The sequence below is a fragment of the Pseudomonas protegens genome (genome assembly GCF_003363755.1).
Classification (GTDB): domain Bacteria; phylum Pseudomonadota; class Gammaproteobacteria; order Pseudomonadales; family Pseudomonadaceae; genus Aquipseudomonas; species Aquipseudomonas danubii.
The window spans coordinates 5,470,712-5,496,464 of the sequence record NZ_CP031396.1; the positions used below are offsets into that span (position 1 = coordinate 5,470,712).

23 protein-coding genes and 6 tRNA genes are annotated in these 25,753 nt (G+C 62.4%); 23 read left to right on the top strand and 6 right to left on the bottom strand.

Going from position 1 to position 25,753, the window contains the following annotated elements; translation table 11 throughout:
• The first annotated feature begins 188 nt into the window (after nucleotides 1–188).
• The 6 genes from DWF74_RS24780 (at nucleotide 189) to DWF74_RS24805 (ending at nucleotide 860) form a co-directional block, all read left to right on the top strand.
• A tRNA-Glu gene (locus tag DWF74_RS24780) sits at nucleotides 189–264 on the top strand.
• Nucleotides 265–266: 2 nt separating this feature from the next.
• A tRNA-Gly gene (locus DWF74_RS24785) sits at nucleotides 267–342 on the top strand.
• A 104-nt stretch (nucleotides 343–446) separates the two neighbouring features.
• Nucleotides 447–522: transfer RNA gene (locus tag DWF74_RS24790), tRNA-Glu, on the top strand.
• A gap of 3 nt (nucleotides 523–525) precedes the next feature.
• Nucleotides 526–601, top strand: a tRNA-Gly gene (locus DWF74_RS24795).
• Nucleotides 602–705: 104 nt separating this feature from the next.
• Nucleotides 706–781, top strand: a tRNA-Glu gene (locus DWF74_RS24800).
• Nucleotides 782–784: 3 nt separating this feature from the next.
• Nucleotides 785–860, top strand: a tRNA-Gly gene (locus DWF74_RS24805).
• Nucleotides 861–984: 124 nt separating this feature from the next.
• On the opposite strand, the gene DWF74_RS24810 is transcribed toward DWF74_RS24805, so the two are convergent.
• Together DWF74_RS24810 and DWF74_RS24815 are read right to left on the bottom strand one after the other, a co-directional pair.
• Nucleotides 985–1,617, bottom strand: a complete 633-nt coding sequence (locus tag DWF74_RS24810) for a LysE family translocator (RefSeq protein ID WP_115581889.1) — start codon at nucleotides 1,615–1,617, stop codon at nucleotides 985–987.
• A gap of 43 nt (nucleotides 1,618–1,660) precedes the next feature.
• A complete protein-coding gene (locus DWF74_RS24815) occupies nucleotides 1,661–2,287 on the bottom strand; it encodes an alanyl-tRNA editing protein (protein WP_115581890.1) in 627 nt (208 codons plus the stop codon).
• 89 nt (nucleotides 2,288–2,376) lie between these two features.
• Between DWF74_RS24815 and DWF74_RS24820 the strand changes: the two genes are divergently transcribed.
• Complete coding sequence (locus DWF74_RS24820) at nucleotides 2,377–3,330, top strand: LysR family transcriptional regulator (RefSeq protein WP_102863935.1); 954 nt, start codon at nucleotides 2,377–2,379, stop codon at nucleotides 3,328–3,330.
• A gap of 161 nt (nucleotides 3,331–3,491) precedes the next feature.
• Here the strand turns inward: DWF74_RS24820 and DWF74_RS24825 are convergent, their stop codons facing one another.
• Both DWF74_RS24825 and DWF74_RS24830 read right to left on the bottom strand, forming a co-directional pair.
• Nucleotides 3,492–3,899, bottom strand: coding sequence for a PA2817 family protein (locus DWF74_RS24825; protein ID WP_016968255.1), 408 nt, complete (start codon nucleotides 3,897–3,899; stop codon nucleotides 3,492–3,494).
• An 85-nt stretch (nucleotides 3,900–3,984) separates the two neighbouring features.
• The gene (locus tag DWF74_RS24830; protein ID WP_115581891.1) at nucleotides 3,985–6,432 is read right to left on the bottom strand and encodes an acyl-CoA dehydrogenase; all 2,448 of its coding nucleotides are present in this window, start codon (nucleotides 6,430–6,432) and stop codon (nucleotides 3,985–3,987) included.
• A gap of 228 nt (nucleotides 6,433–6,660) precedes the next feature.
• Here DWF74_RS24830 and DWF74_RS24835 point away from each other — a divergent pair, with 228 nt between their 5' ends.
• The 4 genes from DWF74_RS24835 (at nucleotide 6,661) to DWF74_RS24850 (ending at nucleotide 9,827) form a co-directional block, all read left to right on the top strand.
• Complete coding sequence (locus DWF74_RS24835; protein ID WP_115581892.1) at nucleotides 6,661–7,320, top strand: transglutaminase-like domain-containing protein; 660 nt, start codon at nucleotides 6,661–6,663, stop codon at nucleotides 7,318–7,320.
• A gap of 42 nt (nucleotides 7,321–7,362) precedes the next feature.
• Entirely contained in the window at nucleotides 7,363–7,986 is a 624-nt protein-coding gene (locus tag DWF74_RS24840) for a glutathione S-transferase (protein WP_102863932.1), read from the top strand.
• A 132-nt stretch (nucleotides 7,987–8,118) separates the two neighbouring features.
• Nucleotides 8,119–9,051 carry an ABC transporter ATP-binding protein gene (locus DWF74_RS24845; RefSeq protein WP_102863931.1) on the top strand — a complete coding sequence of 311 codons (933 nt, stop codon included), beginning with the start codon at nucleotides 8,119–8,121 and terminating at the stop codon, nucleotides 9,049–9,051.
• Nucleotides 9,048–9,827 (top strand): ABC transporter permease, encoded by a 780-nt coding sequence (locus DWF74_RS24850; RefSeq protein ID WP_102863930.1) that lies wholly within the window; start codon nucleotides 9,048–9,050, stop codon nucleotides 9,825–9,827. The genes DWF74_RS24845 and DWF74_RS24850 overlap by 4 nt, the downstream gene beginning before the upstream one ends.
• Nucleotides 9,828–9,880: 53 nt before the next feature.
• On the opposite strand, the gene DWF74_RS24855 is transcribed toward DWF74_RS24850, so the two are convergent.
• On the bottom strand, nucleotides 9,881–10,396 hold the full coding sequence (locus DWF74_RS24855) for a DUF2062 domain-containing protein (protein ID WP_102863929.1): 516 nt from the start codon (nucleotides 10,394–10,396) through the stop codon (nucleotides 9,881–9,883).
• 139 nt (nucleotides 10,397–10,535) lie between these two features.
• Between DWF74_RS24855 and DWF74_RS24860 the strand changes: the two genes are divergently transcribed.
• The 12 genes from DWF74_RS24860 to DWF74_RS24915 all read left to right on the top strand — a co-directional run bounded on the left by DWF74_RS24860 (nucleotide 10,536) and on the right by DWF74_RS24915 (nucleotide 22,012).
• The gene (locus DWF74_RS24860; RefSeq protein WP_115581893.1) at nucleotides 10,536–12,767 is read left to right on the top strand and encodes a DNA internalization-related competence protein ComEC/Rec2; all 2,232 of its coding nucleotides are present in this window, start codon (nucleotides 10,536–10,538) and stop codon (nucleotides 12,765–12,767) included.
• Nucleotides 12,768–12,869: 102 nt separating this feature from the next.
• Nucleotides 12,870–13,505, top strand: coding sequence for a MotA/TolQ/ExbB proton channel family protein (locus DWF74_RS24865; protein WP_162884118.1), 636 nt, complete (start codon nucleotides 12,870–12,872; stop codon nucleotides 13,503–13,505).
• Entirely contained in the window at nucleotides 13,502–13,930 is a 429-nt protein-coding gene (locus DWF74_RS24870; RefSeq protein ID WP_102863926.1) for an ExbD/TolR family protein, read from the top strand. Before DWF74_RS24865 ends, DWF74_RS24870 begins: the two co-directional genes overlap by 4 nt.
• Nucleotides 13,930–14,940 (top strand): tetraacyldisaccharide 4'-kinase, encoded by a 1,011-nt coding sequence (gene lpxK, locus DWF74_RS24875; RefSeq protein WP_115581894.1) that lies wholly within the window; start codon nucleotides 13,930–13,932, stop codon nucleotides 14,938–14,940. The genes DWF74_RS24870 and lpxK overlap by 1 nt, the downstream gene beginning before the upstream one ends.
• A 23-nt stretch (nucleotides 14,941–14,963) precedes the next feature.
• On the top strand, nucleotides 14,964–15,149 hold the full coding sequence (locus DWF74_RS24880) for a Trm112 family protein (RefSeq protein WP_011060103.1): 186 nt from the start codon (nucleotides 14,964–14,966) through the stop codon (nucleotides 15,147–15,149).
• Nucleotides 15,146–15,910: a 3-deoxy-manno-octulosonate cytidylyltransferase gene (gene kdsB, locus DWF74_RS24885; protein ID WP_102863924.1), complete on the top strand. Its 765-nt coding sequence runs from the start codon at nucleotides 15,146–15,148 to the stop codon at nucleotides 15,908–15,910. The genes DWF74_RS24880 and kdsB overlap by 4 nt, the downstream gene beginning before the upstream one ends.
• Nucleotides 15,910–16,374 carry a low molecular weight protein-tyrosine-phosphatase gene (locus tag DWF74_RS24890; protein WP_102863923.1) on the top strand — a complete coding sequence of 155 codons (465 nt, stop codon included), beginning with the start codon at nucleotides 15,910–15,912 and terminating at the stop codon, nucleotides 16,372–16,374. Before kdsB ends, DWF74_RS24890 begins: the two co-directional genes overlap by 1 nt.
• Entirely contained in the window at nucleotides 16,371–17,390 is a 1,020-nt protein-coding gene (gene murB / locus DWF74_RS24895) for a UDP-N-acetylmuramate dehydrogenase (protein ID WP_115581895.1), read from the top strand. Before DWF74_RS24890 ends, murB begins: the two co-directional genes overlap by 4 nt.
• A 251-nt stretch (nucleotides 17,391–17,641) precedes the next feature.
• Entirely contained in the window at nucleotides 17,642–18,112 is a 471-nt protein-coding gene (locus DWF74_RS24900) for a (2Fe-2S)-binding protein (protein WP_102863921.1), read from the top strand.
• Nucleotides 18,109–20,424, top strand: coding sequence for a xanthine dehydrogenase family protein molybdopterin-binding subunit (locus DWF74_RS24905; protein ID WP_115581896.1), 2,316 nt, complete (start codon nucleotides 18,109–18,111; stop codon nucleotides 20,422–20,424). The genes DWF74_RS24900 and DWF74_RS24905 overlap by 4 nt, the downstream gene beginning before the upstream one ends.
• Nucleotides 20,424–21,419 (top strand): XdhC family protein, encoded by a 996-nt coding sequence (locus DWF74_RS24910; protein ID WP_115581897.1) that lies wholly within the window; start codon nucleotides 20,424–20,426, stop codon nucleotides 21,417–21,419. The genes DWF74_RS24905 and DWF74_RS24910 overlap by 1 nt, the downstream gene beginning before the upstream one ends.
• Entirely contained in the window at nucleotides 21,416–22,012 is a 597-nt protein-coding gene (locus tag DWF74_RS24915; RefSeq protein ID WP_115581898.1) for a nucleotidyltransferase family protein, read from the top strand. Before DWF74_RS24910 ends, DWF74_RS24915 begins: the two co-directional genes overlap by 4 nt.
• Before the next feature lie 62 nt (nucleotides 22,013–22,074).
• Here the strand turns inward: DWF74_RS24915 and rne are convergent, their stop codons facing one another.
• Nucleotides 22,075–25,314, bottom strand: coding sequence for a ribonuclease E (gene rne / locus DWF74_RS24920; RefSeq protein ID WP_115581899.1), 3,240 nt, complete (start codon nucleotides 25,312–25,314; stop codon nucleotides 22,075–22,077).
• Between the last annotated feature and the right edge of the window lie 439 nt (nucleotides 25,315–25,753).

Genomic DNA, 25,753 nt, shown 5'->3' on the forward strand with positions numbered 1-25,753 from the left:
GCCAGAATATAGGCGTCAAAGCGCGGACGGCAGAAAAGCTCGAAGTGAGCCTAAAACCACTCCGAAGTCATTGATTTAAATAAAATTATATCTGGGGGTTGACGGCCTCCCAAAGCATCCATAGAATGCGCGCCACTTTCAACGGAAAGCAAAGCGCGAAACGTTGAAGGTAGTGAATGTTGTAGCGTGTCCCCTTCGTCTAGTGGCCTAGGACACCGCCCTTTCACGGCGGTAACAGGGGTTCGAGTCCCCTAGGGGACGCCAATGCGGGAATAGCTCAGTTGGTAGAGCACGACCTTGCCAAGGTCGGGGTCGCGAGTTCGAGTCTCGTTTCCCGCTCCAATTTTAAACGGCACTGCTTTCGGGCAGGGTCGAGTGAAACCAGAACCAAGTCTTTGGATGCGGATCTGGACACCGAAACACACACCATGTGTTCCGGGTAGCGTGTCCCCTTCGTCTAGTGGCCTAGGACACCGCCCTTTCACGGCGGTAACAGGGGTTCGAGTCCCCTAGGGGACGCCATTTGCGGGAATAGCTCAGTTGGTAGAGCACGACCTTGCCAAGGTCGGGGTCGCGAGTTCGAGTCTCGTTTCCCGCTCCAATTTTAAACGGCACTGCTTTCGGGCGGGGTCGAGTGAAACCAGAACCAAGTCTTTGGATGAGGATCTGGACCCCGAAACACACACCATGTGTTCCGGGTAGCGTGTCCCCTTCGTCTAGTGGCCTAGGACACCGCCCTTTCACGGCGGTAACAGGGGTTCGAGTCCCCTAGGGGACGCCATTTGCGGGAATAGCTCAGTTGGTAGAGCACGACCTTGCCAAGGTCGGGGTCGCGAGTTCGAGTCTCGTTTCCCGCTCCAATTTCACAAAAACGCCGCTCACTGAGCGGCGTTTTTGTTTGTCTGCGATTCAACGCTTCGTCCAGCCGTGGACAAAAAAAGGCCCGCCAGTCAGACGACTGTGCGGGCCTTTGTCGTGGGTCGCTTACAGCGACAGCAGCAGGCGTCCGGCGAACAGCAGCAGGATCAGCCCCATACAGCGCTCGAACCAGTGCCCCAGGCGCATGAACAGCAGGCGGACCCGGGTGCTGGAAAAGAACAGCGCGACGATGATGAACCACAGGGCGTTCACCAGGCACATCCAGGCGCCATACAGCGCCTGAATGCTCAACGGCGTGGTGGCGCTGACCAGGGTGGTGAAGATCGCCAGGAAAAACAGGGTCGCCTTGGGGTTGGTGGCGTTGGTCAGGAAACCGGTGATAAAGGCTCGCAGCAACGTCTGCTGCGGCTCATCCGGCGCGGTGTCGCCTGGGATGCTGGTCTTGGCCTTGCTGCGCAACAGGCTGACGCCCAGGTACAGAATGTAGGCCGCGCCCAGCAGCTTGGCGGCGCTCAGCAGCCAGGGCGTAGCGTGCATCAGTGCGCCGACCCCCAGCAGGGTGTAGAGCACATGCACCGAAATGCCGGCGCCGATTCCCAGGGCGGTACAGACACCGGTCATTCGGCCAAAGCGCACGCTCTGGCGAATGGTGACGGCAAAGTCCGGGCCCGGGGCGACCACGGCAAGAAAGTGAACGACGGCCAGGGCAAGAAATTCCCCAAGATAATTGGACAGCATGCGGACTCCGCAAGGCAGGAAGGTGGGTAAAAGCGTGGGTGGCTCAGCCGAGGCTGTAGCTGACTGAAAGGGTGCCTTTCTTCTCTGCGACCGAGTCGATGATCACCCGTCCCAGCTGTTGCAGGTGCCGGACGTGAGTGCCGCCGCAACCGTAGGCGGGCAACTGGCCGAAGCTGATCTGGCGCGATCCGGCGGCCAGGGAAATATGCCGTGGAAAATCCTCGCTGATCCATCGTGCGAGGGCGTTCTGCACCCGGGCGCAGTCGATTGCCTGAGGCTGTTCGCCGGGCTTGAACGACACCCGTCCCTCGTTCGGCCAGTGATGAGCCTTGATCGGTATCCAGCCCAGGCTCTGTACGAAGTGGCCAATCAAGTGTCCGGCGGAGTGCATGCGGCTGTTGAACAGGCGCTGCTCTTCATCGACGCGAGCTTCATGGCTTCCCGGCGTCAGCGGCTGGGTCAGGTAATGCACGATCTGCTCGCCTTCCTGGGTGACTCGCAGCACGCGGGCCTCGCCAATCCAACCGGTGTCGCTGGGTTGGCCGCCACCCTGGGGATGAAAGGGTGTGGCGTGCAAGGTCGCGGCGAACAGATCGTCCCGGGGCACGCAGGTCAGCAGTTCTACTGGGGCAGTCAGCAGGTCGTGTTCGTAGTACAGGCGAAGCGTCATTTCTCAAACCCTGGAACCAAGTGTTTTTTTATTATGAGGCTTGGGTAATTGCGTGATAATCCGTTCAAAACTCAATGGACTATTGCGTCATGAGCATAAATCTCCCCCTGCCTTTGCTGGCAGAAATGGCCATCTTCGTCAGGGTCGTTGAAACCGGCAGCTTTTCCGAAGCGGCGCGTCAGCTGGGTTCCTCGCCGTCGGCGGTGAGCCGCAGCATCTCGCGGCTGGAGAAGGCCCTGGCCACGCGCCTGCTGCAACGCACCACCCGCAAGTTGCGCTTGAGCGACGGCGGTGAAGAGGTTTTCAAGCGCTGCAGCGAGATGGTCAGTGCGGCCCGTTCGGTCATGGAGATCAGCGGACAGTTCACCCACGAGGCCGAGGGCGTGGTGCGGGTCAGTGTGCCCAAGGCAGTGGGGCGCTTCGTGGTGCATCCCCATATGCCGGAGTTTCTTCGGCGCTACCCGAAGGTGGATGTCGAACTGCTGCATGAAGACAGGGATATCGACCTGATTGAAGACAATGTCGACCTGGCGATTCGCATCACCGATCGCCCGCCGCCAGGTTTGATTGGTCGTCAGTTGTTGCGCATTGATCACCTGCTGTGTGCCACCCCGCAGTATCTGGCGCAGCAGGGTACGCCGCAGCATCCTCAGGACCTGCGCCAGCACAGTTGCATCTATCTCGGGGAAACCCCCAGCGATGCGCGCTGGAAGTTCACCCAAGGCGGCAAGGCGGTGACTGTTGGTGTGCGCGGGCGTTATGCCGCCAACCACACGGGTGTGCGCCTGGATGCGGTGCTGCAGCATCTGGGCATTGGCAGCCTGCCGTATTTCACCGCGCGTCATGCTCTGGAGCAGGGACTGATTGTCCAGGTGTTGCCGGAGTGGACCTTTCTTGCGTCCTATCACGGCGGTGCCTGGCTCCTGCATTCGCCAACCCGCTACCTGCCGCCCAAGCTGCGGGTCTTCATCGACTATCTGGTGGAGTGCCTGGCTCGGGAGCCGACCTTGAACCGCCCCGGCAAAGCTGAACGCATCTTGTAGAAACTGTCGGCTTGCCAGCGAAGATGCCTTTGAGGGCGATGCAAGACCCAAGGGCCTCTTCGCCGGCAAGCCGGCTCCTACGAGGACGACGCGATAAGGCGGGGATAAAAAAAGGCCCGCCGGAAAAGCCGGGCGGGCCTTGGTTGCGCGAGGCGCGGCAATCAGTGCTTGCTGTCCTGGGCGGAGAGCGCCAGCAGCTGTTTTTCCTGGTTCCAGTCGAAGGGCTCGTCGTTCTGCTCGGCTTCGAAACGGCGTTCTTCCAGGGCCTGGTACAGGTCGATTTCTTCATCGGGCATGTAGTGCAGGCAGTCACCGGCGAAGAACCACAGCAGGTCGCGCGGCACCAGATGAGCGATCTGCGGATAGCGCTGCATGATCTGGCACAGCAGGTCCTGGCCCAGGTACTGGCTTTCGATCGGGTCGATCGGCAGCGAGGCGCGCAGTTCATCGAAGCGCTCCAGGAACAGCGCATGGCTTTCTTCGGGAACCTGTTCGGCTTCTCCCACCGCCACCAGGATGCTGCGCAGGTGGTCCAGGAGGACGAGATGATCGGCGACGACGTTGGACATGACAGGGTCCTCAAGAGCAAAACGGGCGCGGGAGTATATAGCCCTCGCGCCCGGTTTCATAATCGACCTGTCCCCAGGGGCCCGTTTAGCGGGTCTTGCCCTCGCTCAAGGTCAGTTCCTCCTTGGCGAAATCATCCACGTCGATGACTTTGCGTCGCGCCGCTTCGGCGTCTCGCAGGCTCTGGGCTTCGGCCGCTTGCAGCACGCCGGCGTCCAGGGCCGCATCGATGGGCGACTCGCCCGCCGCCGGTTTGACCTGGCCGCTTTTCAGCGCTTCGTGGAGTTTTTTCTGCAGCGGACGGGTCGCGCTCAGCAGGTCGCAGGCGTGCTGCAGGGCGCCTACCGGATCGTCCGTCGATTGCGGGCGATAGCAGCCGGCGAGCACCGCTTCCAGGGCCGGGTCGCCTTGGGCGCGGCCAATGATCGCCGCCACTTCGGCATCCAGGCGGTCCGACGGCCCGGTATGGCGACGGCCGAAGGGGAACACCAATACCCGTAGCAGGCAGCCGAACACTCGGCTGGGGAAGTTGCTGAGCAACTCGTCCAGGGCGCGTTCGGAGTGGCCAAGGCTTTCTTCCAGGGCCCAGGCCAGCAGGGGCCGCAGGTACTCCGGTGAATCCAGATCGTGATAGCGCTTGAGAGCCGCTGAGGCCAGGTACAGGTGGCTGAGCACGTCGCCCAGGCGCGCCGACAGGCGCTCGCGGCGCTTGAGCTCGCCCCCCAGGAGCATCATGGACACGTCGGCCAGCAGGGCGAAGGCCGCAGCCTGGCGGTTCAGGGCGCGGAAGTAGCCTTGGCTGAGCTTGTCTCCCGGGTTTTGTTCGAAGTGGCCCAGGCCCAGGTTCAGCACCAGGGTGCTGGCGGCGTTGCTCACGGCAAAACCAATGTGCTGCAGCAGCAGGGCGTCGAATTCCTGCAGGGCCTGGTCATGGTCCTCGCGTCCGGCCAGGGCCATTTCCTTGAGCACGAACGGATGGCAGCGGATGGCCCCCTGGCCAAAGATCATCAGGTTGCGCGAGAGGATATTGGCGCCTTCCACGGTGATGAAGATCGGCGCGCCCTGCCAACTGCGGCCCAGGTAGTTGTTGGGCCCCATGATGATGCCCTTGCCACCGTGCACGTCCATGGCGTGGCTGATGCACTCGCGTCCGCGCTCAGTGAGGTGGTACTTGAGAATGGCCGACAGCACCGAGGGTTTCTCTCCCAGGTCCACGGCGTTGGCGGTCAGCATGCGCGCGCTGTCCATCAGCCAGGCATTGCCGCCGAGGCGGGCCAGGGCCTCCTGAATCCCCTCGAAGGCGCTGAGGGGCACATTGAACTGCTCCCGTACCTGGGCGTACTGGCCCGTCACCAGGCTGGTGAACTTGGCGGCGCCGGTGCCCACCGCCGGCAGGGAGATCGAGCGTCCCACCGACAGGCAGTTCATCAGCATCATCCAGCCTTTGCCGAGCATTTCCCGGCCGCCGATCAAGTAGTCCAGGGGAATGAACACGTCCTTGCCGGAATTGGGGCCGTTCATGAAGGCCGCGCCCAGGGGCAGGTGGCGGCGGCCGATCTCGACCCCCGGGGTATCGGTGGGGATCAGCGCCAGGCTGATGCCCAGGTCTTCCTCGTCCCCCAGCAGGTGATCCGGGTCGTGGGCCTTGAAGGCCAGCCCCAGCAGGGTGGCCACCGGGCCCAGGGTGATGTAGCGCTTTTCCCAGTTCAGGCGCAGGCCGAGGGTTTCCTCGCCTTGCCATTGGCCCTTGCAGATGATGCCGGTGTCGGGCATGGCTCCTGCGTCGGAGCCTGCCAATGGGCCGGTGAGGGCAAAGCAGGGGATGTCGTCACCACGAGCCAGGCGCGGCAGGTAGTGGTTGCGTTGTTCTTCGGTGCCGTAATGCAGCAGCAGTTCCGCCGGGCCCAGGGAGTTGGGGACCATGACCGTGGAGGCCAGGTCGCCGCTGCGGGTCGCCAGCTTCATCGCTACCTGAGAGTGGGCGTAGGCGGAAAAACCCTTGCCGCCGTACTCCTTGGGAATGATCAGGGCAAAGAAGCCATGTTCCTTGATATGGGTCCAGGCCGCGGGCGGCAGGTCCATGTGCTGGCCAATCTGCCAGTCACTGACCATGGCGCAGAGTTCTTCGGTGGGGCCGTCGATAAAGGCTTGTTCTTCATCGGTCAACTGGGCCTTGGGGTAGGCCAGCAAGGTGTTCCAGTCCGGGCGGCCGCTGAACAGCTCGCCGTCCCACCACACGGTGCCGGCGTCGATGGCGTCGCGCTCGGTCTGCGACATCGGCGGCAGGACCTTCTGGAACCAGGCGAACAGCGGTGCGCTGAAGTACTTGCGTCGCAGGTCCGGTAGCAGCAAAGGCGCGGCGACGGCCGCCAGCACTACCCAGAAAACCAGCAACAACCAGCCGGGTGCTCGGCTGAAGGCGCCCATGGCCAGCAGGAAAACGGCCACTGCACCCAGGGCGGGCAGAGGGGCAGTGCGGCGGTGCGCCAGGTAGGCCACTCCAACCAGCAGAACCAGTATCCACAACAACAGCATATTCAATCCTCCATGAAACCAGGGGCCAAATCACCTTCAGAGCTTAGTCGGCCTCCGACAAAGCGGGTGATCGGTGCGGTGCGAGTACAGCGCTAGGCTTTGCCGTCGAGCCAAGGCTGGCAAACCCGGTCCGATTGGATCGAGCCGACCCTGACCTTTGGCCGAAACGTCGTTATCGCTGGGGCGCACGCCTCGATAGACTCCAGGCTTCGCTCGGAGGTTTTGCCCATGCACGAGTACCTGCGTCCCAGCCGCTTCATCGATAGTGACCACCCGGCAGTGGTGGAGTTCGCCGAATCTCATCGCGGTGCCAGTGGTGATCCGCGACAGCAGGCGGTGAGCCTGTACTACGCCGTGCGTGAGGCCGTGCGCTACAACTTCTATTCCTTCAGTCGCGATCCCGAGACCTTGCGAGGCAGCCATGCCCTGGCCAGCGGCGAAAGCTATTGCGTGCCCAAGGCCACTTTGCTCGCCGGCTGCGCAAGGCATTGCGGGATTGCGGCGCGTATCGGTCTGGCGGATGTGCGCAATCATCTGTCGACGCCCCGTCTGCTGGAGTTGCTGCGCAGCGATATATTTGCCATGCACGGCTACACCGAGTTGTACCTGCACGGACGCTGGGTCAAGGCGACGCCGGCGTTCAATCAGAGTCTGTGCGAGTTGTTCGACGTGGCGCCGCTGGATTTTGACGGTGTGCAGGACAGTGTTTTCCACCCCTTCAACCGCCAGGGTGACCAATCCATGGAGTACCTGGTGGACCATGGGCGCTTCGCCGATGTGCCGCAAAGCCTGTTCTTTAGCCACCTGGAAAAGTGCTACCCCCATCTGTTCAGTGAGCAGAGCCCAGGGTTGCTGGGGGGCATGCACGGCGATTTGAGTCGCGGCTGATCAGGCGTAGACTGCCCCGGCATTCATTACTGAGGGATGGTCATGCTGAAGATCTGGGGTCGCAAGAACTCTTCGAATGTCAGGAAGGCGTTGTGGTGTGCTGAAGAATTGGCGCTGGCCTATGAGTCCCTGGATGCCGGCGGTGCCTTCGGCGTAGTGGACACCCCGGAGTATCGGGCGCTGAACCCCAATGGGCGCATCCCAATGATTGAAGACGATGGCTTCGTGCTCTGGGAGTCCAACAGCATCGTGCGTTACCTGGCGGCCCGGCATGCCGCCAATAGCCACTGGTATCCGGCCGATGTGCAGGTCCGGGCCAGTGCCGAGAAGTGGATGGACTGGACCACCTCGACCTTCGCCGAACCGTTCCGGCAGTTGTTCTGGGGCGTGTTGCGTACCCCCGCGGCGCAGCAGGACTGGCAACAGATCAATGCCGCCAAGGCCACTTGCGCCGAGTTGCTGGCCCGGGTCGATCAGGTGTTGGCTGGGCAGCCCTATCTGTCGGGAGAAGAAATCGGCGTGGGCGATATCCCGCTGGGCAGCTTCATCTATGCCTGGTTCGAGATGCCCATCGAGCGGCCTTCGATGCCTCATCTTGAGGCCTGGTACCAGCGCTTGAAGCAGCGTCCGGCTTATCGTCAGGCGGTGATGACCGCGTTGACTTAATACCCACTATCGATACGCGTGACTGTACTTGCGTGGCCTCGACCCGCAACATGGCGAGCGCCTGGCGTCGTTGCAATCCAGCCAGGCTGCCCTCACTTATACAATTCCCTCTTCTTGGTGCATGAATCCGATATGAGTTCCGCTCTGTCCATCCGGCAGCTAACCAAAACCTACGGCAACGGTTTCCAGGCCCTGAGTGGTATCGATCTGGATGTCGCCGAAGGTGACTTTTTCGCCCTGCTTGGTCCTAACGGGGCCGGTAAATCCACCACCATCGGCATTCTTTCGACCCTGGTGAACAAGACCAGCGGTACCGTGAATGTCTTCGGTCACGATTTGGATCGTGAGCCTGCGGCGCTCAAGCGCTGCATCGGCGTGGTGCCGCAGGAGTTCAATTTCAACCAGTTCGAGAAGACCTTCGACATCGTCGTCACTCAGGCCGGCTATTACGGCATTCCGGCGAAGATCGCCAAGGAGCGGGCCGAGCAGTACCTGACCCAGCTCGGCCTCTGGGACAAGCGCGATGTGCCTTCGCGTTCCCTGTCCGGTGGCATGAAGCGCCGCCTGATGATCGCTCGTGCGCTGGTGCATGAGCCGCGCCTGCTGATCCTCGACGAACCCACTGCCGGGGTCGATATCGAGCTGCGCCGTTCGATGTGGAGCTTCCTCACCGAGCTCAATCAGAAAGGCATCACCATCATCCTCACCACCCATTACCTGGAAGAGGCTGAGCAACTGTGCCGCAACATCGGCATCATCGACCACGGCACCATCGTCGAGAACACCAGCATGCGGCAGTTGCTGGGCCAGTTGCATGTGGAAACCTTCCTTCTCGATCTCAAGCACGATCTCAGTGTGGCGCCGCAGCTGGCGGGCTACCCGACCCGGCTGGTGGACAGCCACACCCTGGAAGTCCAGGTGGACAAGGCTGTGGGGATTACGGCGCTGTTCGGTCAACTGGCCCTGCAGAACATCGAGGTCTTGAGCCTGCGTAACAAAACCAACCGACTTGAGGAGTTGTTCGTGTCCTTGGTGGAGAAGAATCTGTCGAAGGTGGCGGTATGAGTTCTGAGTTGAAACCCAATCTGGTGGCGCTCAACACCATTGTCTATCGCGAGGTCCGACGCTTTACCCGGATCTGGCCACAGACCCTGCTGCCGCCGGCCATTACCATGGTTCTGTACTTCGTCATCTTCGGTAATCTGATTGGTCGGCAGATCGGTGATATGGGTGGTTTCACCTACATGGAGTACATCGTGCCGGGGCTGATCATGATGTCGGTGATCACCAACTCCTATGGCAACGTGGTGTCGAGCTTCTTCGGCAGCAAGTTCCAGCGCTCCATCGAGGAATTGATGGTGTCGCCGGTATCGCCCCACACCATTCTCATCGGCTACACCCTGGGTGGGGTCCTGCGGGGCTTGATGGTGGGAATCATCGTGACCCTGTTGTCGTTGTTCTTCACCAAGCTGCAGGTGCATCACTTGGGTGTGACCGTGCTGGTGGTGGTGCTGACGGCAACCATCTTCTCGCTGTTGGGCTTTATCAACGCGGTGTTTGCGCGCAACTTCGACGATATCTCGATTATCCCGACCTTCGTGCTGACGCCCCTGACCTACCTGGGCGGAGTGTTCTACTCGATCAATCTGCTGCCGCCGTTCTGGCAGACCGTGTCCCTGGCCAACCCGGTGCTGCACATGGTCAACGCCTTCCGTTTCGGCATTCTCGGGGTTTCGGACATCAAGATCAGTGTGGCCATCACCTTCATGCTGGTGGCCACCGTGGTGCTTTATATCGGTTGTGCCCGACTGCTGGTCAGTGGCCGCGGCATGCGTCAGTAAACGCCGTGATGGTGTACTGAAAACGGCCTCCTTTGGGAGGCCGTTTTCGTTTGTCATCGCCGCTGTTGCTTGCGTCTGTGCCATTGGCGGCCGACCCACCAGCGCCAGTAGAGCATGGTCAGGCAATAGGCCAGGGCTCCCAGCACCAATCCGGCCACCACCGAGCCGAGAAGGAAGGGTTGCCACAGGGTACTGAGCTGGCTGCTGATCCATTCCCAGGTCAGTTCGTCGGGCAAGGTGCGCGTCGGCACATTCATCAGCCAGGCGCCCAGTTGATAGGTGCAGAAGAACACCGGCGGCATGGTAATGGGGTTGGTCAGCCAGACCAGGCTGACGCTGATGGGCATGTTGCTCCGCAGCCAGATGGCCAGTACCGCGGCCAGCAGCATCTGCATCGGGATCGGGATAAAGGCGGCGAACAGGCCGACAGCCATGGCTCGGGCCACCGAGTGCCGATTGAGGTGCCAGAGGTTGGCGTCATGCAACAGGGTGCCAAGAAAGCGTAAGGACTTGTGTTCCCGGATGCTGACCGGATCTGGCATGTAACGTTTGAATAAGTGCCGGGGCATAAGGCTTCTCGGTCAGGTCAGACGAGGATTATGACTGGATTCTAGCCAGCGCAAATTCAGACATTGTGACAAATGATAAAGCCGCGCCTGCGATCCTCGGCTAAGCCAAGACTAGGAACTGCCAAGGATGGGCTGATGGATGGTTACAGGGACGCTGGCCCTGGCCGCAGGACTGCTGGCGCTGGGTTTCATGCCGGTGCTGCCGCCCGGCTGGTTGTTGCTGCTGATGGCGGTAGGGGGGCTGATGTTGCTGCCTTTTCGTACACATCCGGTGGCATTTTTTTTGTTCGGTTTGGCCTGGGCCTGTGCATCCGGGCAATGGGCGCTGGATGATCGCCTGCCCCAGTTCCTGGATGGGCAAACCCGCTGGCTGGAAGGGCGGGTGGTCGGCTTGCCGGAACCGGGGGCGGGCGTGGTGCGCTTTGAGCTCAGGGATGCCCAGTCCCGACGAGAGCGCCTGCCGCGGCGAATTCGCCTGGCCTGGCACGGTGGGCCACCTGTCAATAGCGGCGAACGCTGGCGCCTGGCGGTCAAGCTGCGGCGTCCTGCCGGTCTGCTCAATCTTCACGGTTTCGATTACGAAGCCTGGCTGCTGGCCCGGCGCATTGGGGCCGTCGGCACAGTCAAGGATGGGCAACTGCTGGCGCCGGCACGCCACGCCTGGCGTGATGGGCTGCGCCAGCGTGTACTCGCGGTCGAGGCCCACGGCCGCGCCGCAGGCCTGGCGGCATTGGTGATGGGCGACGGTTCGGGGCTGACGCGGGAAGATTGGCAACTGTTGCAGGACACCGGCACGGTGCACCTGATGGTGATATCCGGACAGCACATCAGCCTGCTGGCCGCAGTGATCTACCTTGCAGTGGCAGGGCTGGCTCGTTACGGGCTTTGGCCCGCGCGCTGGCCCTGGCTGCCCTGGGCCTGCGCCCTGGCCTTTGTTGGGGCGCTGGGCTACGGCCTGCTGGCAGGGTTCGATGTGCCGGTGCAGAGGGCCTGCGTGATGGTTGCGCTGGTGCTGCTCTGGCGCTGGCGCTTTCGTCATCTGCGGGCTTGGTGGCCCTTGTTGCTGGCGTTGAATGCAGTGCTGTTGTTCGAGCCCCTGGCCAGCTTGCAGCCAGGGTTCTGGCTGTCCTATGCCGCGGTGGCGGTGCTCATCTTCACCTTTGCCGGGCGCCTGGGTTCCTGGCGTTGGTGGCAGAGTTGGACCCGCGCCCAGTGGTTGATGGGTATTGGCCTGTTGCCCCCCTTGCTGGCCCTTGGCTTGCCCATCAGTCTCAGTGGTCCGCTGGCCAACCTGCTGGCGGTGCCCTGGATCAGTCTGCTGGTCCTGCCCCCGGCCTTGCTGGGCTGTCTGTTGTTGCCTGTGCCATATGTGGGCGAAGGCCTGTTATGGCTGGCGGGTGGCCTGCTGGATGGGCTGTTCCGCTTACTGGGGGCGATGGCCGGATTTTGGCCAGCCTGGGTGGCGCCGTTGATCCCCCTTTGGGTTTGGGGCCTGAGCAGCTTGGGCGCGCTGTTGTTGCTGTTGCCCAAGGGCGTGCCACTGCGGGTGCTGGGTTGGCCGTTGTTGCTGTTGGCAGTCTGGCCTCCCCAGGACCCTGTACCCGAGGGCGAGGTGGAGATCTGGCAGCTGGATGTGGGGCAGGGGTTGTCGTTCATCCTGCGTACCCGTGATCACGCGATGTTGTATGACACCGGTGCGCGAGTCGCGGATTTCGACCTGGGGGAGCGAGTGGTGCTGCCGACGCTGCATAAACTTGGCATTCGACGGTTGGACTTGATGCTGCTCAGCCACGCCGATAACGATCATGCCGGAGGCGCCCTGGCAGTCCAGCGCGGGATACCGGTGAGCCAGGTGCGCAGCGGCGAGCCTGAGGCCTTGCCGGCTGCCCTGCAGTCGGCTCCCTGTGATAGCGGGCTGAGCTGGCACTGGAATGGCGCTCGCTTCACGCTGTGGCAGTGGGCGGAGGCGGCAGACGGCAACCAGGCTTCCTGTGTGCTGCTGGTCGAGGCCGGCGGCGAACGCCTGCTGCTCACCGGCGATATCGATGTCCATGCTGAGCGTGCCTTGCTCGACAGTCCGCTGGCGGTTCGCATTCACTGGTTGCAGGCGCCCCATCATGGCAGCCGTACCTCATCCTCCATGGCCTTGCTCCGGCGGCTGGCGCCGAAGGCGGTGCTGATTTCCCGGGGGCGGGGCAATGCCTTTGGCCATCCTCATCCCCAGGTGGTGGCGCGCTACCGGCACTTGGGCATGGTGATTCATGACAGTGCCGAGCAAGGTGCACTGAAGCTGCGGCTGGGGACTTTCGGCCAGCCTGAAAGCCTGCGCCAACAGCGGCGCTTCTGGCGCGAATGGCCAGCAATGCCTTAAATAACCGTGGGTTATTAAAGCCCCTGAGCATGCGACATCACGGTCTTCGGTGCGTCCAGCCCCTATGTTAGAGTGGCGCACTTTTTCGAGGGGACTGTCACTGTGTGGGAATTGGTCAAATCCGGCGGCTGGATGATGTTGCCGATCATTCTGAGTTCCATCGCGGCTGTGGGCATCATCGCCGAGCGTTTGTGGACCCTGCGGGCCAGCCGAGTCACCCCGCCCCATTTGCTGGGCCAGGTCTGGCGCTGGATCAAGGACAAGCAACTCAATAAGGAGAAACTCAAGGAACTGCGTGCCGATTCGCCTCTGGGAGAGATCCTGGCAGCGGGCCTGGCCAACTCCAAGCATGGTCGCGAGATCATGAAGGAATGCATCGAGGAGGCGGCGGCCCGGGTCATTCACGAACTCGAGCGCTACCTCAACGCCCTCGGCACCATCGCCGCCATGGCGCCCTTGCTGGGCCTGCTGGGTACGGTGCTGGGCATGATCGATATCTTCAGTTCGTTCATGGGGTCGGGCATGACCAGCAACGCTGCAGTGCTTGCCGGTGGTATTTCCAAGGCACTGATCACCACTGCCGCCGGTTTGATGGTGGGTATTCCTTCGGTGTTCTTCCACCGTTTCCTGCAACGCCGGGTCGATGAGCTGGTGGTGGGCATGGAACAGGAAGCGATCAAGCTGGTGGAAGTGATCCAGGGCGACCGCGATGTCGACCTGGCTGAGGGCAAAGCGTGAAATTCCGTCGCAAACCCCGGGAAACCGTGGACATCAACCTTGCTTCGTTGATTGACGTGGTGTTCATCCTGCTGCTGTTTTTCGTCGTTACCACCACCTTTACCCGGGAGACCCAACTGCGGGTCGATCTGCCGGAAGCGGTCAGCGGCTCGCCCGCCGAAGACCAGCAGGTCAAGCAGCTGGATATCGCCATCAGCGCTGATGGCGTGTTCTCGGTCAACAATCAGGTGCTGCCGAAGAATGACCTGGCGACCCTGATGGACGCCTTGCAGAAAGAGTCGGCGGGAGACACCAACCTGCCGCTGTCCATCAGTGCCGACGGTAAGACTCAACATCAAGCGGTGATCACTGCCATGGACGCGGCCGGCAAGCTCGGCTTCAGTCATTTGCGCATGACCACCGTCGAGGCGGCGCCGGCACCCTGATGGCACTTTCTGATCGTCTGCTTGCCGCCTGGTACAACGGCCATCCTGCGCTGAAACTGCTGCAGCCCCTGGAATGGCTGTACCGCCGTGTGGTGGTGGGCAAGCGCCAGCGTTTCCTGGCAGGCGAGGGGGCGATCTATCAACCGCCGGTGCCTTTGATCGTGGTGGGCAATATCACCGTCGGAGGCACTGGCAAGACGCCGTTGATCCTGTGGTTGGTGGAGCACTGCCAGCGCCTTGGCCTGCGGGTCGGGGTGGTCAGCCGTGGCTATGGCGCCAAGCCGCCGCAACTGCCCTGGCGAGTGACGGCCGACGACAGCGCCACCGTGGCTGGTGATGAACCGCTGCTGATCGTTCAGCGCTGTGGCGTGCCGCTGATGATCGACCCGGATCGCAGCCGCGCGGTGCAGGCCTTGCTGGATGCCGAACCGCTGGATCTGATTCTTTCCGACGACGGCCTGCAGCATTACCGTCTGGCCCGTGATCTGGAGCTGGTGCTGATCGACGCGGCCCGCGGCCTGGGCAATCGTCGCTGTTTGCCGGCCGGCCCGCTGCGTGAGCCGGTGGAGCGTCTGCACAGTGTCGATGCCCTGCTCTACAACGGCGCCTTTGATGATCGCGCCGACGGTTTTGCCTTCCATCTCAAGCCTTCGGCGCTGGTCAATCTGCAGAGCGGCGAACGTCGCCCGGTGGAACACTTCGCGCCAGGGCAAGCGGTGCACGCGGTGGCCGGTATCGGCAACCCCCAGCGTTTCTTCAATACCCTTGAAACGCTACACTGGCGGCCTGTCCCCCATGCATTTGCCGATCACGCCCAATACAGTGCGCAGGCCTTGGCCTTCACCCCGTCATTGCCGCTGGTCATGACCGAAAAAGATGCGGTCAAGTGCCGTGACTTCGCGGCAGCCGACTGGTGGTACCTGGCGGTGGACGCCGTGCCGTCCGCAGCCTTCATCGCCTGGTTCGATACCCAGCTGATGCGCCTGCTGCCTGATCGTCTGTTGCCTTAATCGCTTTTATCCAGGGAAACCTCATGGACACCAAACTGCTCGACATCCTGGCCTGCCCGATCTGCAAAGGCCCTCTCAAACTCAGCGCCGACAAGACCGAGCTGATCAGCAAGGGCGCCGGCCTGGCCTACCCGATTCGCGATGGCATCCCGGTGATGCTGGAAAGCGAGGCCCGTACCCTGACCACCGAAGAGCGCCTGGACAAATGAGCAGCGCTTTCACCGTGGTCATCCCGGCGCGTTTCGCCTCCACCCGTCTGCCAGGCAAACCCCTGCAACTGATCGCCGGCAAGCCGATGATCCAGTGGGTCTGGGAGCAGGCCTGCAAGAGCAGCGCCGAGCGAGTGGTGGTGGCCACCGATGATCAGCGTATCGTCGAGGCCTGCCAGGGCTTTGGCGCGCAAGCGCTGCTGACGCGGGAAGACCACAATTCGGGTACCGATCGTTTGGCGGAAGTCGCGGGCAAGCTCGGCCTGGCGGCGGATGCCATCGTGGTCAACGTCCAGGGTGATGAGCCGCTGATTCCACCTTCGGTGATCGATCAGGTGGCGGCCAACCTGGCGGCCCATACCGAAGCGCGCATGGCCACCCTGGCCGAGCCGATCGAGGACGCACAGACTCTGTTCAATCCGAACGTGGTCAAGGTGGTTACTGACCTCAACGGCCTGGCCCTGACCTTCAGTCGCGCCCCCTTGCCGTGGGCCCGGGATGCCTTTGCCAAGAGTCATGATCAGTTGCCGGAAGGCGTGCCTTATCGCCGACACATCGGTATCTACGCCTACCGTGCAGGTTTTCTCCATGACTTCGTCAGTTGGGGGCCGTGCTGGCTGGAAAACGCCGAGTCCCTGGAGCAGTTGCGTGCCCTGTGGCACGGCGTGCGCATCCACGTTGCCGATGCCCTGGAAGCACCTCCCACTGGCGTCGATACCGCTGAAGACCTTGAGCGCGTTCGGCGCCTGCTGGAGGCGTGATGCGGGTTCTGTTCGTCTGCCTGGGCAATATCTGCCGCTCGCCCACCGCCGAAGGCGTGTTGCGCCATAAGTTGCAAGAAGCCGGCCTGGGTCATCAGGTTCAGGTCGCGTCTGCCGGCACCAGCGACTGGCACGTTGGCAAGGCGCCGGACAAGCGCAGCCAGCAGGCGGCCTTGCGGCGCGGCTACGACCTTTCTGCGCAACGGGCGCAGCAGGTTGGCAGTGCCGATTTCGCCGTGTATGACCTGATTTTCGCCATGGACCAGAGCAACCTGCGCAACCTCAAGGCTCTGCAGCCGGCTTTGGGCAAGGCCGAGCTGGATCTGTTCCTGCGCCGCTACGAGGCGCCGCTGGATGAAGTGCCTGACCCGTATTACGACGGTGAGCAGGGCTTCGAGCAGGTGCTGGACCTGATCGAGGATGCCTGTGATCGGTTGGTGATCGAACTGAAGGGGCGGTTATGAGCCTGGACATTCAATCCGATGTGTCCCTCAAGCCGTTCAACAGTTTCGGGGTCGAGGTCAAGGCGCAGCGGTTCGCCCAGGCCCACAGCGATGACGACGTACGCGAGGCCCTGGCCTATTGCGCCGATCAGCAGTTGCCACTGCTGGTGATCGGCGGCGGCAGCAACCTGCTGCTGACGACGGATATCCAGGCACTGGTGTTGCGCATGGCCACCCGTGGGATTCGCTTGCTTAGCGATGACGGGCTGCGGGTAGTGGTGGAAGCCGAGGCTGGCGAAACCTGGCATCCCTTCGTGCAATGGACCCTGGACCAGGGCTTGTCCGGGCTGGAGAACCTCAGCCTGATCCCCGGCACCGTCGGCGCCGCGCCGATGCAGAACATCGGTGCCTATGGTGTCGAGATCAAGGACGTGTTCGTCGGTCTCACCGCCCTGGATCGGCAGACCGGCGAACTGCGGGACTTCGACCTGGCCCAGTGCCAGTTCGCCTACCGCGACAGCCTGTTCAAGCATCAGGCCGGCCGCTGGCTGATTCTGCGGGTGCGTTTTGCCCTCAATCGTGTCGATCACCTGCATCTGGAATACGGTCCGGTGCGTCAGCGCCTGAGTGAGCAGGGCATCGAACAACCGACCGCCAGGGATGTCAGCCGGGCGATTTGCAGCATCCGCAGCGAGAAACTTCCGGACCCGGCGGTGCTTGGCAATGCCGGCAGCTTTTTCAAGAACCCGGTGGTATCGGCGGTGCTGGCGGCGCAGATCAAGCAGTCGCATCCGGGGCTGGTGGGCTATCCCCAGGCCGACGGGCAGGTCAAGCTGGCGGCTGGCTGGCTGATCGAACAGGCGGGCTGGAAAGGCTTTCGCGATGCCGATGCCGGTGTGCATCGCCTGCAATCCCTGGTGCTGGTGAACTACGGTACGGCCACAGGCTTGCAACTGTTGGAGTTGGCCCGGCGCATCCAGCGCGATATCGCCGAGCGCTTTGGTGTCGAGCTGGAGATGGAGCCGAATCTGTATTGAGGCAGCTCTTGAACTAAGCTCAGCGCTTGAGTCCAAAGCCTTGCACGGTTTACACCCTGCAAGGCTTTTTTATGCATGACGACTTAACTTAGCTTGCTAACAATGTGAGTATTTGTCGTCGCCAAAGGCCCGGTGAAGCCCCGTCTTCACAAGAGAGCCCGATTAGCCTGAGCCGATCTGCGCGCACCGCAGCCGCGCTGCTGCGTGGCAGATGGCTCGACCCCATCACCTCATAGAATGCGGGCGTGCCCATGATTACCCTGAAGCTCAACGGTCAAGATCATCCACTGGACGTCACCGAGGACATGCCACTGTTGTGGGCCATCCGCGATGTGGCGGGTTACAGCGGCACCAAATTCGGCTGCGGCATGGGCCTGTGCGGCGCCTGCACCGTTCATATCGACGGTGATCCGGCGCGCAGTTGCATCACCCCGGCCGGCTCGGTGCTGGGCAAGAACATCAGCACCATCGATAACCTGCACAACGATCCGGTCGGGCAGGTGGTGCAGCAGGCCTGGCTGGATACAGCGGTGGCCCAGTGCGGTTATTGCCAGGGCGGACAGATCATGTCCGCCACTGCATTGCTCAAGATCCATCCCAATCCCAGCGACGAGCAGATCGAGGAGGCGATGCTCGGCAATATCTGTCGTTGCGGCACCTACAACCGGATCAAGACTGCGATTCGCCAGGCAGCCAACCATCTGCAGGAGGCCAAGGCATGAACCACCTACCCAGTGATTTTGCCCTGAGCAACCTCAGTCGCCGGAGTTTTCTCAAGGGCGTGGGTGCAACCGGAGCCCTGGTGCTGGCGGCCAGTTGGGGCTGGCAGCAGGCGTTTGCCGAAGACCAGAAGTTCGGTGCCGACGGCATGCCCCATGGCTGGGTCGACGATCCCAAGGTCTATGTGAGCATCGCCAGTGACGGCAGCGTGATGGTGACCTGCAACCGTTCGGAGATGGGCCAGGGGGTGCGGACCAGCCTGAGCATGGTGGTGGCTGATGAGCTGGAGGCCGATTGGGCTCAGGTCAAGGTCAAGCAGGCGCCCGGGGACGAAGCGCGCTTTGGCAACCAGGACACCGACGGTTCGCGCAGCATGCGCCATTGGTACGAGCCCATGCGTCGTTGCGGCGCCGCTGCGCGAACCATGCTGGAACAGGCCGCCGCCGAGCAATGGCAAGTACCGCTGAGCGAGTGCCGGGCGCAGTTGCACAAAGTGGTTCACCAACCCAGCGGGCGCGAACTGGGCTATGGCGCTCTGGCCGCAGCGGCGGGGGCTCTGGCAGTGCCGGCCCGGGACAGCCTGCGGCTGAAGCAGGCGTCGGAGTTTCGCTATATCGGTAAAGAGGCGACCCGGGCCATCGACGGCGAGGACATCGTCAATGGTCGTGCGGTGTACGGCGCCGATGTGCACTTTGAAGGCATGCTGTTTGCGGCAGTGGCGCGGCCCCGAGTCTATGGCGGCAAGGTCAAGTCCGTGGATGACAGTGCAGCGCTGAAGGTGCCTGGGGTGATCAAGGTCATGCCCATCGATGGCCGCCCGTTGCCTTCCGAGTTCCAGCCCCTGGGCGGTGTGGCGGTGGTGGCGAGCAATACCTGGGCGGCGATCAAGGGCCGCGATGCCTTGAAGATCGAGTGGGACGATGGAGTCAATGCCGGGTACAACTCCATCGAATATCGCAAGGAGTTGGAGGCGGCTGCGCAAAAGCCGGGCAAGGTGGTGCGCAGCACCGGCAACCTGGATGAAGCCCTGAGTGGTGCGCAGAGCAGCCTGGAAGCCACCTATTACCTGCCGCACCTGGCCCAGGCACCCATGGAGCCGATGGTGGCCGTGGCGCGCTTCATGGATGGCCGTTGCGAGGCCTGGGCGCCGAGTCAGGCGCCTCAGGTCACCCGCGAGCGGATTGCCGAGCGCCTGGGCATCGGCTTTGACCAGGTCACGGTCAATGTCACCCTGCTGGGCGGCGGCTTCGGACGCAAATCCAAGCCGGACTTCATTCTTGAAGCGGCCATCCTGGCCAAGGCATTTCCCGGCAAGGCGGTGCGGGTGCAGTGGACCCGGGAGGATGATATCCACCACTCCTACTTCCATACGGTGTCGGCGGAGTACCTCAAGGCCGGGTTAAGCGAGGACGGCATGCCTGCCGCCTGGCTGCATCGCACCGTGGCGCCTAGCATTACCGCGTTGTTTGCCCCGGGGATGAACCATGAAGGCGCCTTCGAGCTGGGCATGGGCTTCACCAACATGGCCTATGCGATCCCCAATGTGCGCCTGGAAAACCCCGAAGCTGCGGCCCATACCCGGGTAGGTTGGTATCGCTCGGTGTCGAACATTCCCCACGGTTTTGCCATTCAGAGTTTTGTCGACGAACTGGCCCACAAGGCGGGCCAGGACCCACTGAAGTACCAGCTCAAGCTGTTGGGACCGGACCGTCAGATCGATCCGCGAACCCTGAGCGAAGAATGGAATTACGGCGAGTCCCCTGAGCGTTACCCGATCGATACCGGGCGCATGCGCGCGGTGCTGGAAACCGCGGCCAAGGCCGCCGGGTGGGGGCGCTCGCTGCCCAAGGGGCGTGGCCTGGGGTTGGCGGTGCACTACAGTTTCGTGACCTATGTGGCAGCGGTGATCGATGTGGAGGTGAAGGAGGACGGCACGCTGATTGTGCACAAGGCTGATATCGCCGTGGATTGCGGTCCGCAGATCAACCCTGAGCGTATTCGTTCGCAGTTCGAGGGGGCTTGTGTCATGGGCCTGGGCAATGCGGTGCTGGGAGAGATCAGCTTCAAGGACGGTAAGGTGCAGCAGGACAATTTCCATATGTATGAGGTGGCACGCATGTCCCTGGCACCGAAAGAGGTGCAGGTGCATTTGCTGACTCCGCCGGGCGAGGTGCCGCTGGGAGGCGTTGGTGAACCAGGTGTACCGCCCATTGCGCCGGCCCTGTGCAACGCCATCTTCGCCGCCACCGGCAAGCGCATCCGCAATCTGCCCGTGCGCTACCAGCTGCAGGGTTGGCAGCAGGCGGGTGCCTGATGGACAGCGTCGACCTGAATGTCCTGCGCAGTGTTCTGGAGTGGCGCCGCGCCGGGCGCACGGTGGTGCTCTATAGCGTGGTGCAGACCTGGGGCAGTGCGCCCCGGTTGCCGGGTGCCATGTTGGCCTTGCGCGACGATGGGGTGGTGATTGGCTCGGTATCCGGTGGTTGTATCGAGGACGACTTGATCACGCGCCTGGCGGATGGGCGCTTGTCCCTGTCCGGGCCGCCGGTGCAGTTGCTGACCTATGGTGTGACCCTGGAGGAGGCGGCACGTTTTGGCCTGCCTTGTGGTGGCACCTTGCGCCTGACCGAGGAGCGGGTTGGCGATCCTTCCTGGGTCGCCGAGTTGCTGGAACGCTGCGAAGCGCACCAGATCGTGGCTCGGGAATTGAACCTGAGTAGCGGCCAGGTGCTGCTCAAGGCGGCGAGCAAGACGGATGAGCTGGCGTTCGACGGGCTCACTCTGCGAGCGATCTATGGGCCGCGCTGGCGTCTGTTGCTGATCGGCGCCGGGCAGCTTTCCCGTTATGTGGCGCAAATGGCCCGTCTGCTGGACTTCGAGGTGCTGGTCTGTGATCCGCGCCAGGAGTTCGTGCAAGGGTGGGAGGATCAGGATGGGCGCTTTGTCGCCGGCATGCCCGACGATGCAGTGCTGAGTATTAAGCCCGATGAGCGCACGGCGGTGGTGGCGCTGACTCATGATCCGCGTCTGGATGACATGGCCCTGCTGACGGCGCTCGATTCCCCGGCGTTTTATGTCGGAGCCCTGGGGTCTCGGGTCAACAGCCAGAAACGTCGGGACAACCTGGCGTTCTTGGGATTGTCAGCGCCGGCCATCGAGCGTTTGCATGGCCCGGTGGGGTTGCACATCGGCAGTCATACGCCGGCGGAGATTGCCTTGTCGCTGATGGCGGAGATCGTGGCGATCAAGAACGGCATTGAGCCCTTGCAGAAGAAGCCGTTGGCCCGAGTGGCCGAGGCGACCACATGATTGCCCCGCCTTGCGCCGTCATCCTGGCGGCGGGGCAGGGCAGTCGTTATCGAGAGGTGGCAGGGAGCGATCAGGATAAGTTGCTGGCACCTTGCAGAGGTCGCGATGGTGTATTGCGACCGGTGCTGGAACAGGTGCTGGTCAACCTGCCGGTGGAAATGCATCGGCGAGTGCTGGTCACGACGCCGGGACGGCCGCAGGTGGCGGAACTGGCGCAGGCTTATGGCTGCCAGGTGCTGTTGCTGGATTCCCTTGGCATGGGCCAGAGTCTGGCGGCGGCAGTGGCTGCTAGTGCCGATGCCGGTGGTTGGGTGATTTTGCTCGGGGATATGCCCTTTATCTTGCCAGGCACCATAACGCGGGTAATCGAGGCGTTGACCGAGGAGGCCATCAGCGTGCCTCGGCTGGGTGACGATCTGGGGCATCCGGTGGGGTTTGGTCGGGCTTATGGCGCCGCATTGCAAGGCTTGTCCGGTGATCGCGGTGCCAAGTGCCTGTTTACCTCGGGCAAGGTGGTCGAGGTGTCAGTGACCGACCCGGGAGTGGTATGGGATGTGGATCGACCCGAGGCGCTGGTCTATCGGGAGCGCTGAATGGCAGGCATGAAAAAGCCCCGCTCGGTTAACCGGGCGGGGCTTTTTCATTGCCGATGGAGTCAGACGAGAGGTTTAGGCTCGTGTTGTTTCTCCTCGGTGTGGGCTACGTGCTCAACGGCGTGCTCGACGTTGTGCGGAGCCTCTTCCACGGCTGGGGCAGCTTGCTCGACCGCAGGTTCGGCGACAGGCGCAGGTGCTGCTTCGGCTGCTTCGACAGGCGCTGGAGCGGCCTCGACGACCACTGGCGCTTCTACCGGAGCGGGTTCGGCAGCGACCACGGCTTCAACCGGGGCAGCTGCGGCAGCCAGTTCGGCTTCCTTCTGCAGACGCTCGGCTTCACGCTTGCGACGACGCACTTCGCGCGGATCGTTTGGTGCGCGACCGTTGCTGGTCAGGGCGCTGGCAGGAGCGGCCTCGATCACTGGAGCGGGTGCTTCGGCAACCACAGGGGCAGCAACCGGAGCAGGCTCTTCGGCCTGGGCTGGTTGCTGGGCGACCACTGGCTGTTCGACAGCTACAGGCTCAGTTGCAGGCACTGGAGTTTCCTGAGCCGGCTCGATGGCCTTTTCTTCAGTCACTGGCGCTGGGGCTACAGGTTCTGCCACAGGCTGCTGGGCAACCACTGGCTGTGCTTCCACAACCACGGCGGGTTCGGCAGCGACTTCAACCTGGGCGGGTTCTGCAACAACCGGAGCTGCTTCGGCTACTGGAGCAACTTCAACCGCTGGAGCTGCTGGAGCTTCCACTGCAGTGGTGGCTTCAACAACAGGCGCTTGCGGAGCCTTTTCTTCAACCGCGGCCGTAGCACGTTCGGCTTGCTGATGCGCTTCGGCTTCAGCGTTGGCGCTGATGGCGGTGCTGGCAACGGCAGCGGTAACCGCGAGGCCGGCAGCCAGGTCGGCGCTGCTCGGCTCTTCGCCGTTCTCTTCCGAGCCTTCGATCACATTGCCGTTGGCATCGCGCTGACGTTCACGACGATTGCTGCGACGACGCTGGCCGCGGGAGCGACGACGTGGACGTTCGCCTTCGGCGTTGTCCTGGCCTTCTTCCTGCAGTTGCTCTTCGTTCGGCAGCACTTCTTCTTCGCTGGCGGCAGCGGCTTGAGCCTGCTCGGCGCGTGGTTGGCGCTCTTCACGTGGTTGACGCGGCTGGCGCTCTTCACGTGGCTGGCGAGCTGGACGCTCTTCAGTCATAGCAGCGGCGGTAGCGGCGGCTGCAGCCGGAGCGGCATCCAGAGGTTCACGCAGTTCGCGAACACGTTCTTCACGCTCGCCACGTGGCTTGCGGTCCTCGCGAGGGGCGCGTGGTTGACGTTCTTCACGAGGTGCGCGTGGAGCGCGTTCTTCGCGGGCTACGCCTTGTACTTCTTCACGGGCTTCACGAACTTCCCGTGGCTGACGCTCTTCCCGTGGTGCGCGTTCTTCACGCGGAGCACGTTCTTCGCGCGGCTTGCGTTCTTCATCGCGGCGACCGTTACGGTTGCGGCTCTGTTGGCGGCCGTTGCGACGTTGTTCTTCGTTGCTGCGCGCAGGACGTTCGGTCACTGGCTTCTCGACCACAACTGGAGCCGCTGGCTCTTCCTTGGTGGCGAACAGGCTGACCAGGGACTTCACCAGGCCTTTGAACAGGCTCGGCTCGGCAACAACCGGAGCTGGAGCGGCAACCGGTGCAGGGGCTTCGGTTGGCACTGGTGCGTTGGCGCGGGCCGGAGCGGTCTTCACTGCGGCTTCCTGGCGAACCAGGGTACGGGTGGCGGCGGTTGGCTGAACTTCTTCGGCTTCGGCAGCGGCAGCGGCGATTTCGTAGCTGGACTGATTGGTGTTGGCTTCCGGGCTGTCATCGCGCAGGCGCTGAACTTCGAAGTGCGGCGTTTCGAGGTGATCGTTCGGCAGGATGACGATGCGGGCACGGGTGCGCAGTTCGATCTTGGTGATCGAGTTGCGTTTTTCGTTGAGCAGGAAGGCGGCGACCGGAATCGGCACTTGGGCGCGAACTTCGGCGGTGCGGTCTTTCAGGGCTTCTTCTTCGATCAGGCGCAGGATCGCCAGGGACAGCGACTCGACGTCACGGATGATGCCGGTGCCGTTGCAGCGTGGGCAGACGATGCCGCTGCTTTCACCCAGGGATGGGCGCAGGCGCTGACGGGACATTTCCAGCAGGCCAAAGCGCGAGATGCGGCCGATCTGCACGCGGGCGCGGTCGGCTTCCAGGCATTCGCGGACTTTTTCTTCCACGGCGCGCTGGTTCTTGGCTGGGGTCATGTCGATGAAGTCGATGACGATCAGGCCGCCGATATCACGCAGGCGCAGTTGGCGAGCGATTTCTTCCGCTGCTTCCAGGTTGGTCTGCAGGGCGGTTTCTTCGATGTCGCTGCCTTTGGTGGCGCGGGCCGAGTTGATGTCGATGGACACCAGGGCTTCGGTCGGGTCGATGACGATGGAGCCGCCGGAAGGCAGTTCAACCACGCGCTGGAAGGCGGTCTCGATCTGGCTTTCGATCTGGAAACGGTTGAACAGCGGCACGCTGTCTTCGTACAGCTTGATCTTGCTGGCGTACTGCGGCATCACCTGGCGGATGAAGGTCAGGGCTTCGTCCTGGGCTTCAACGCTGTCGATCAGCACTTCGCCGATGTCCTGGCGCAGGTAGTCGCGGATCGCGCGGATGATCACGTTGCTTTCCTGGTAGATCAGGAATGGCGCGGAGCGATCCAGCGATGCTTCTTTGATGGCGGTCCAGAGTTGCAGCAGGTAGTCGAGGTCCCACTGCATCTCTTCGCTGCTGCGGCCCAGGCCGGCAGTGCGCACGATCAGGCCCATGTCGGCAGGAGCTACCAGGCCGTTCAGCGCTTCACGCAGTTCGTTGCGCTCTTCGCCTTCGATGCGGCGGGAGATGCCGCCGGCACGTGGGTTGTTCGGCATCAGTACCAGGTAACGGCCCGCCAGGCTGATGAAGGTGGTCAGGGCGGCGCCCTTGTTGCCACGCTCTTCTTTTTCGACCTGGACGATGACTTCCTGGCCTTCGCTCAGGACGTCCTTGATGTTGACGCGGCCTTCGGGGGCTTTCTTGAAGTATTCGCGGGAGATTTCTTTGAGGGGCAGGAAGCCGTGGCGCTCAGAGCCGAAATCGACAAAGGCAGCCTCAAGGCTTGGTTCGATACGAGTGATGCGGCCTTTATAGATGTTGGCCTTTTTCTGCTCGCGTGCACCGGACTCGATGTCCAGATCGTAGAGGCGCTGGCCGTCTACCAGGGCAACACGCAACTCTTCGGGTTGAGTTGCGTTAATCAGCATTCTTTTCATGTAGTACCGTCGGTTTCCGGGCTGCCGGAAACGGCGTTCGGCACACACGACTTCTCACGGTCGGTGTCAGGTGCGTCAGGAGTGGTTGACCACTCGAGTGTCTAGCGAGGTTCGTCCGAATAACTAAGAACGAAGTCGCGACTCACGCGTCCTGCTTGCTGTGGTGACTAAGGCACCGCTTAAGCAAAAGTCTGTCAGGAGGAGGAATCAACCGGCGACTGTGGACGAGATGAAGCGTCTTGAATAAAGCCTAATGCTACACAGTCCGACGGTTGTGCATCTCCACCCTACACGTATCCCTGATAATTCGGGTGCTGCCGCGCGCAGAATCCGCAGCGGGTTGGCATTTACCGTGAACTCCGAAAGGGGAGTTCACGCATCATGGCTAAAGGCGTTGTTTCCGTAACCTTCGCTCGGGGTTGTCTGTCGCCGACTGCAC

Excerpts from the sequence above, each read along its gene's own strand:
- DWF74_RS24890 (WP_102863923.1), top strand. The coding sequence starts at position 15,910 with ATGCGGGTTCTGTTCGTCTGCCTGGGCAATATCTGCCGCTCGCCCACC.
- DWF74_RS24900 (WP_102863921.1), top strand. The coding sequence starts at position 17,642 with ATGATTACCCTGAAGCTCAACGGTCAAGATCATCCACTGGACGTCACC.
- DWF74_RS24840 (WP_102863932.1), top strand. The coding sequence starts at position 7,363 with ATGCTGAAGATCTGGGGTCGCAAGAACTCTTCGAATGTCAGGAAGGCG.
- kdsB (WP_102863924.1), top strand. The coding sequence starts at position 15,146 with ATGAGCAGCGCTTTCACCGTGGTCATCCCGGCGCGTTTCGCCTCCACC.
- DWF74_RS24905 (WP_115581896.1), top strand. The coding sequence starts at position 18,109 with ATGAACCACCTACCCAGTGATTTTGCCCTGAGCAACCTCAGTCGCCGG.
- DWF74_RS24815 (WP_115581890.1), bottom strand. The coding sequence starts at position 2,287 with ATGACGCTTCGCCTGTACTACGAACACGACCTGCTGACTGCCCCAGTA.
- DWF74_RS24835 (WP_115581892.1), top strand. The coding sequence starts at position 6,661 with ATGCACGAGTACCTGCGTCCCAGCCGCTTCATCGATAGTGACCACCCG.
- DWF74_RS24915 (WP_115581898.1), top strand. The coding sequence starts at position 21,416 with ATGATTGCCCCGCCTTGCGCCGTCATCCTGGCGGCGGGGCAGGGCAGT.
- DWF74_RS24910 (WP_115581897.1), top strand. The coding sequence starts at position 20,424 with ATGGACAGCGTCGACCTGAATGTCCTGCGCAGTGTTCTGGAGTGGCGC.
- DWF74_RS24850 (WP_102863930.1), top strand. The coding sequence starts at position 9,048 with ATGAGTTCTGAGTTGAAACCCAATCTGGTGGCGCTCAACACCATTGTC.
- DWF74_RS24860 (WP_115581893.1), top strand. The coding sequence starts at position 10,536 with ATGGTTACAGGGACGCTGGCCCTGGCCGCAGGACTGCTGGCGCTGGGT.
- rne (WP_115581899.1), bottom strand. The coding sequence starts at position 25,314 with ATGAAAAGAATGCTGATTAACGCAACTCAACCCGAAGAGTTGCGTGTT.
- DWF74_RS24830 (WP_115581891.1), bottom strand. The coding sequence starts at position 6,432 with ATGCTGTTGTTGTGGATACTGGTTCTGCTGGTTGGAGTGGCCTACCTG.
- DWF74_RS24825 (WP_016968255.1), bottom strand. The coding sequence starts at position 3,899 with ATGTCCAACGTCGTCGCCGATCATCTCGTCCTCCTGGACCACCTGCGC.
- DWF74_RS24820 (WP_102863935.1), top strand. The coding sequence starts at position 2,377 with ATGAGCATAAATCTCCCCCTGCCTTTGCTGGCAGAAATGGCCATCTTC.
- lpxK (WP_115581894.1), top strand. The coding sequence starts at position 13,930 with ATGGCACTTTCTGATCGTCTGCTTGCCGCCTGGTACAACGGCCATCCT.
- DWF74_RS24855 (WP_102863929.1), bottom strand. The coding sequence starts at position 10,396 with ATGCCCCGGCACTTATTCAAACGTTACATGCCAGATCCGGTCAGCATC.
- murB (WP_115581895.1), top strand. The coding sequence starts at position 16,371 with ATGAGCCTGGACATTCAATCCGATGTGTCCCTCAAGCCGTTCAACAGT.
- DWF74_RS24880 (WP_011060103.1), top strand. The coding sequence starts at position 14,964 with ATGGACACCAAACTGCTCGACATCCTGGCCTGCCCGATCTGCAAAGGC.
- DWF74_RS24810 (WP_115581889.1), bottom strand. The coding sequence starts at position 1,617 with ATGCTGTCCAATTATCTTGGGGAATTTCTTGCCCTGGCCGTCGTTCAC.
- DWF74_RS24845 (WP_102863931.1), top strand. The coding sequence starts at position 8,119 with ATGAGTTCCGCTCTGTCCATCCGGCAGCTAACCAAAACCTACGGCAAC.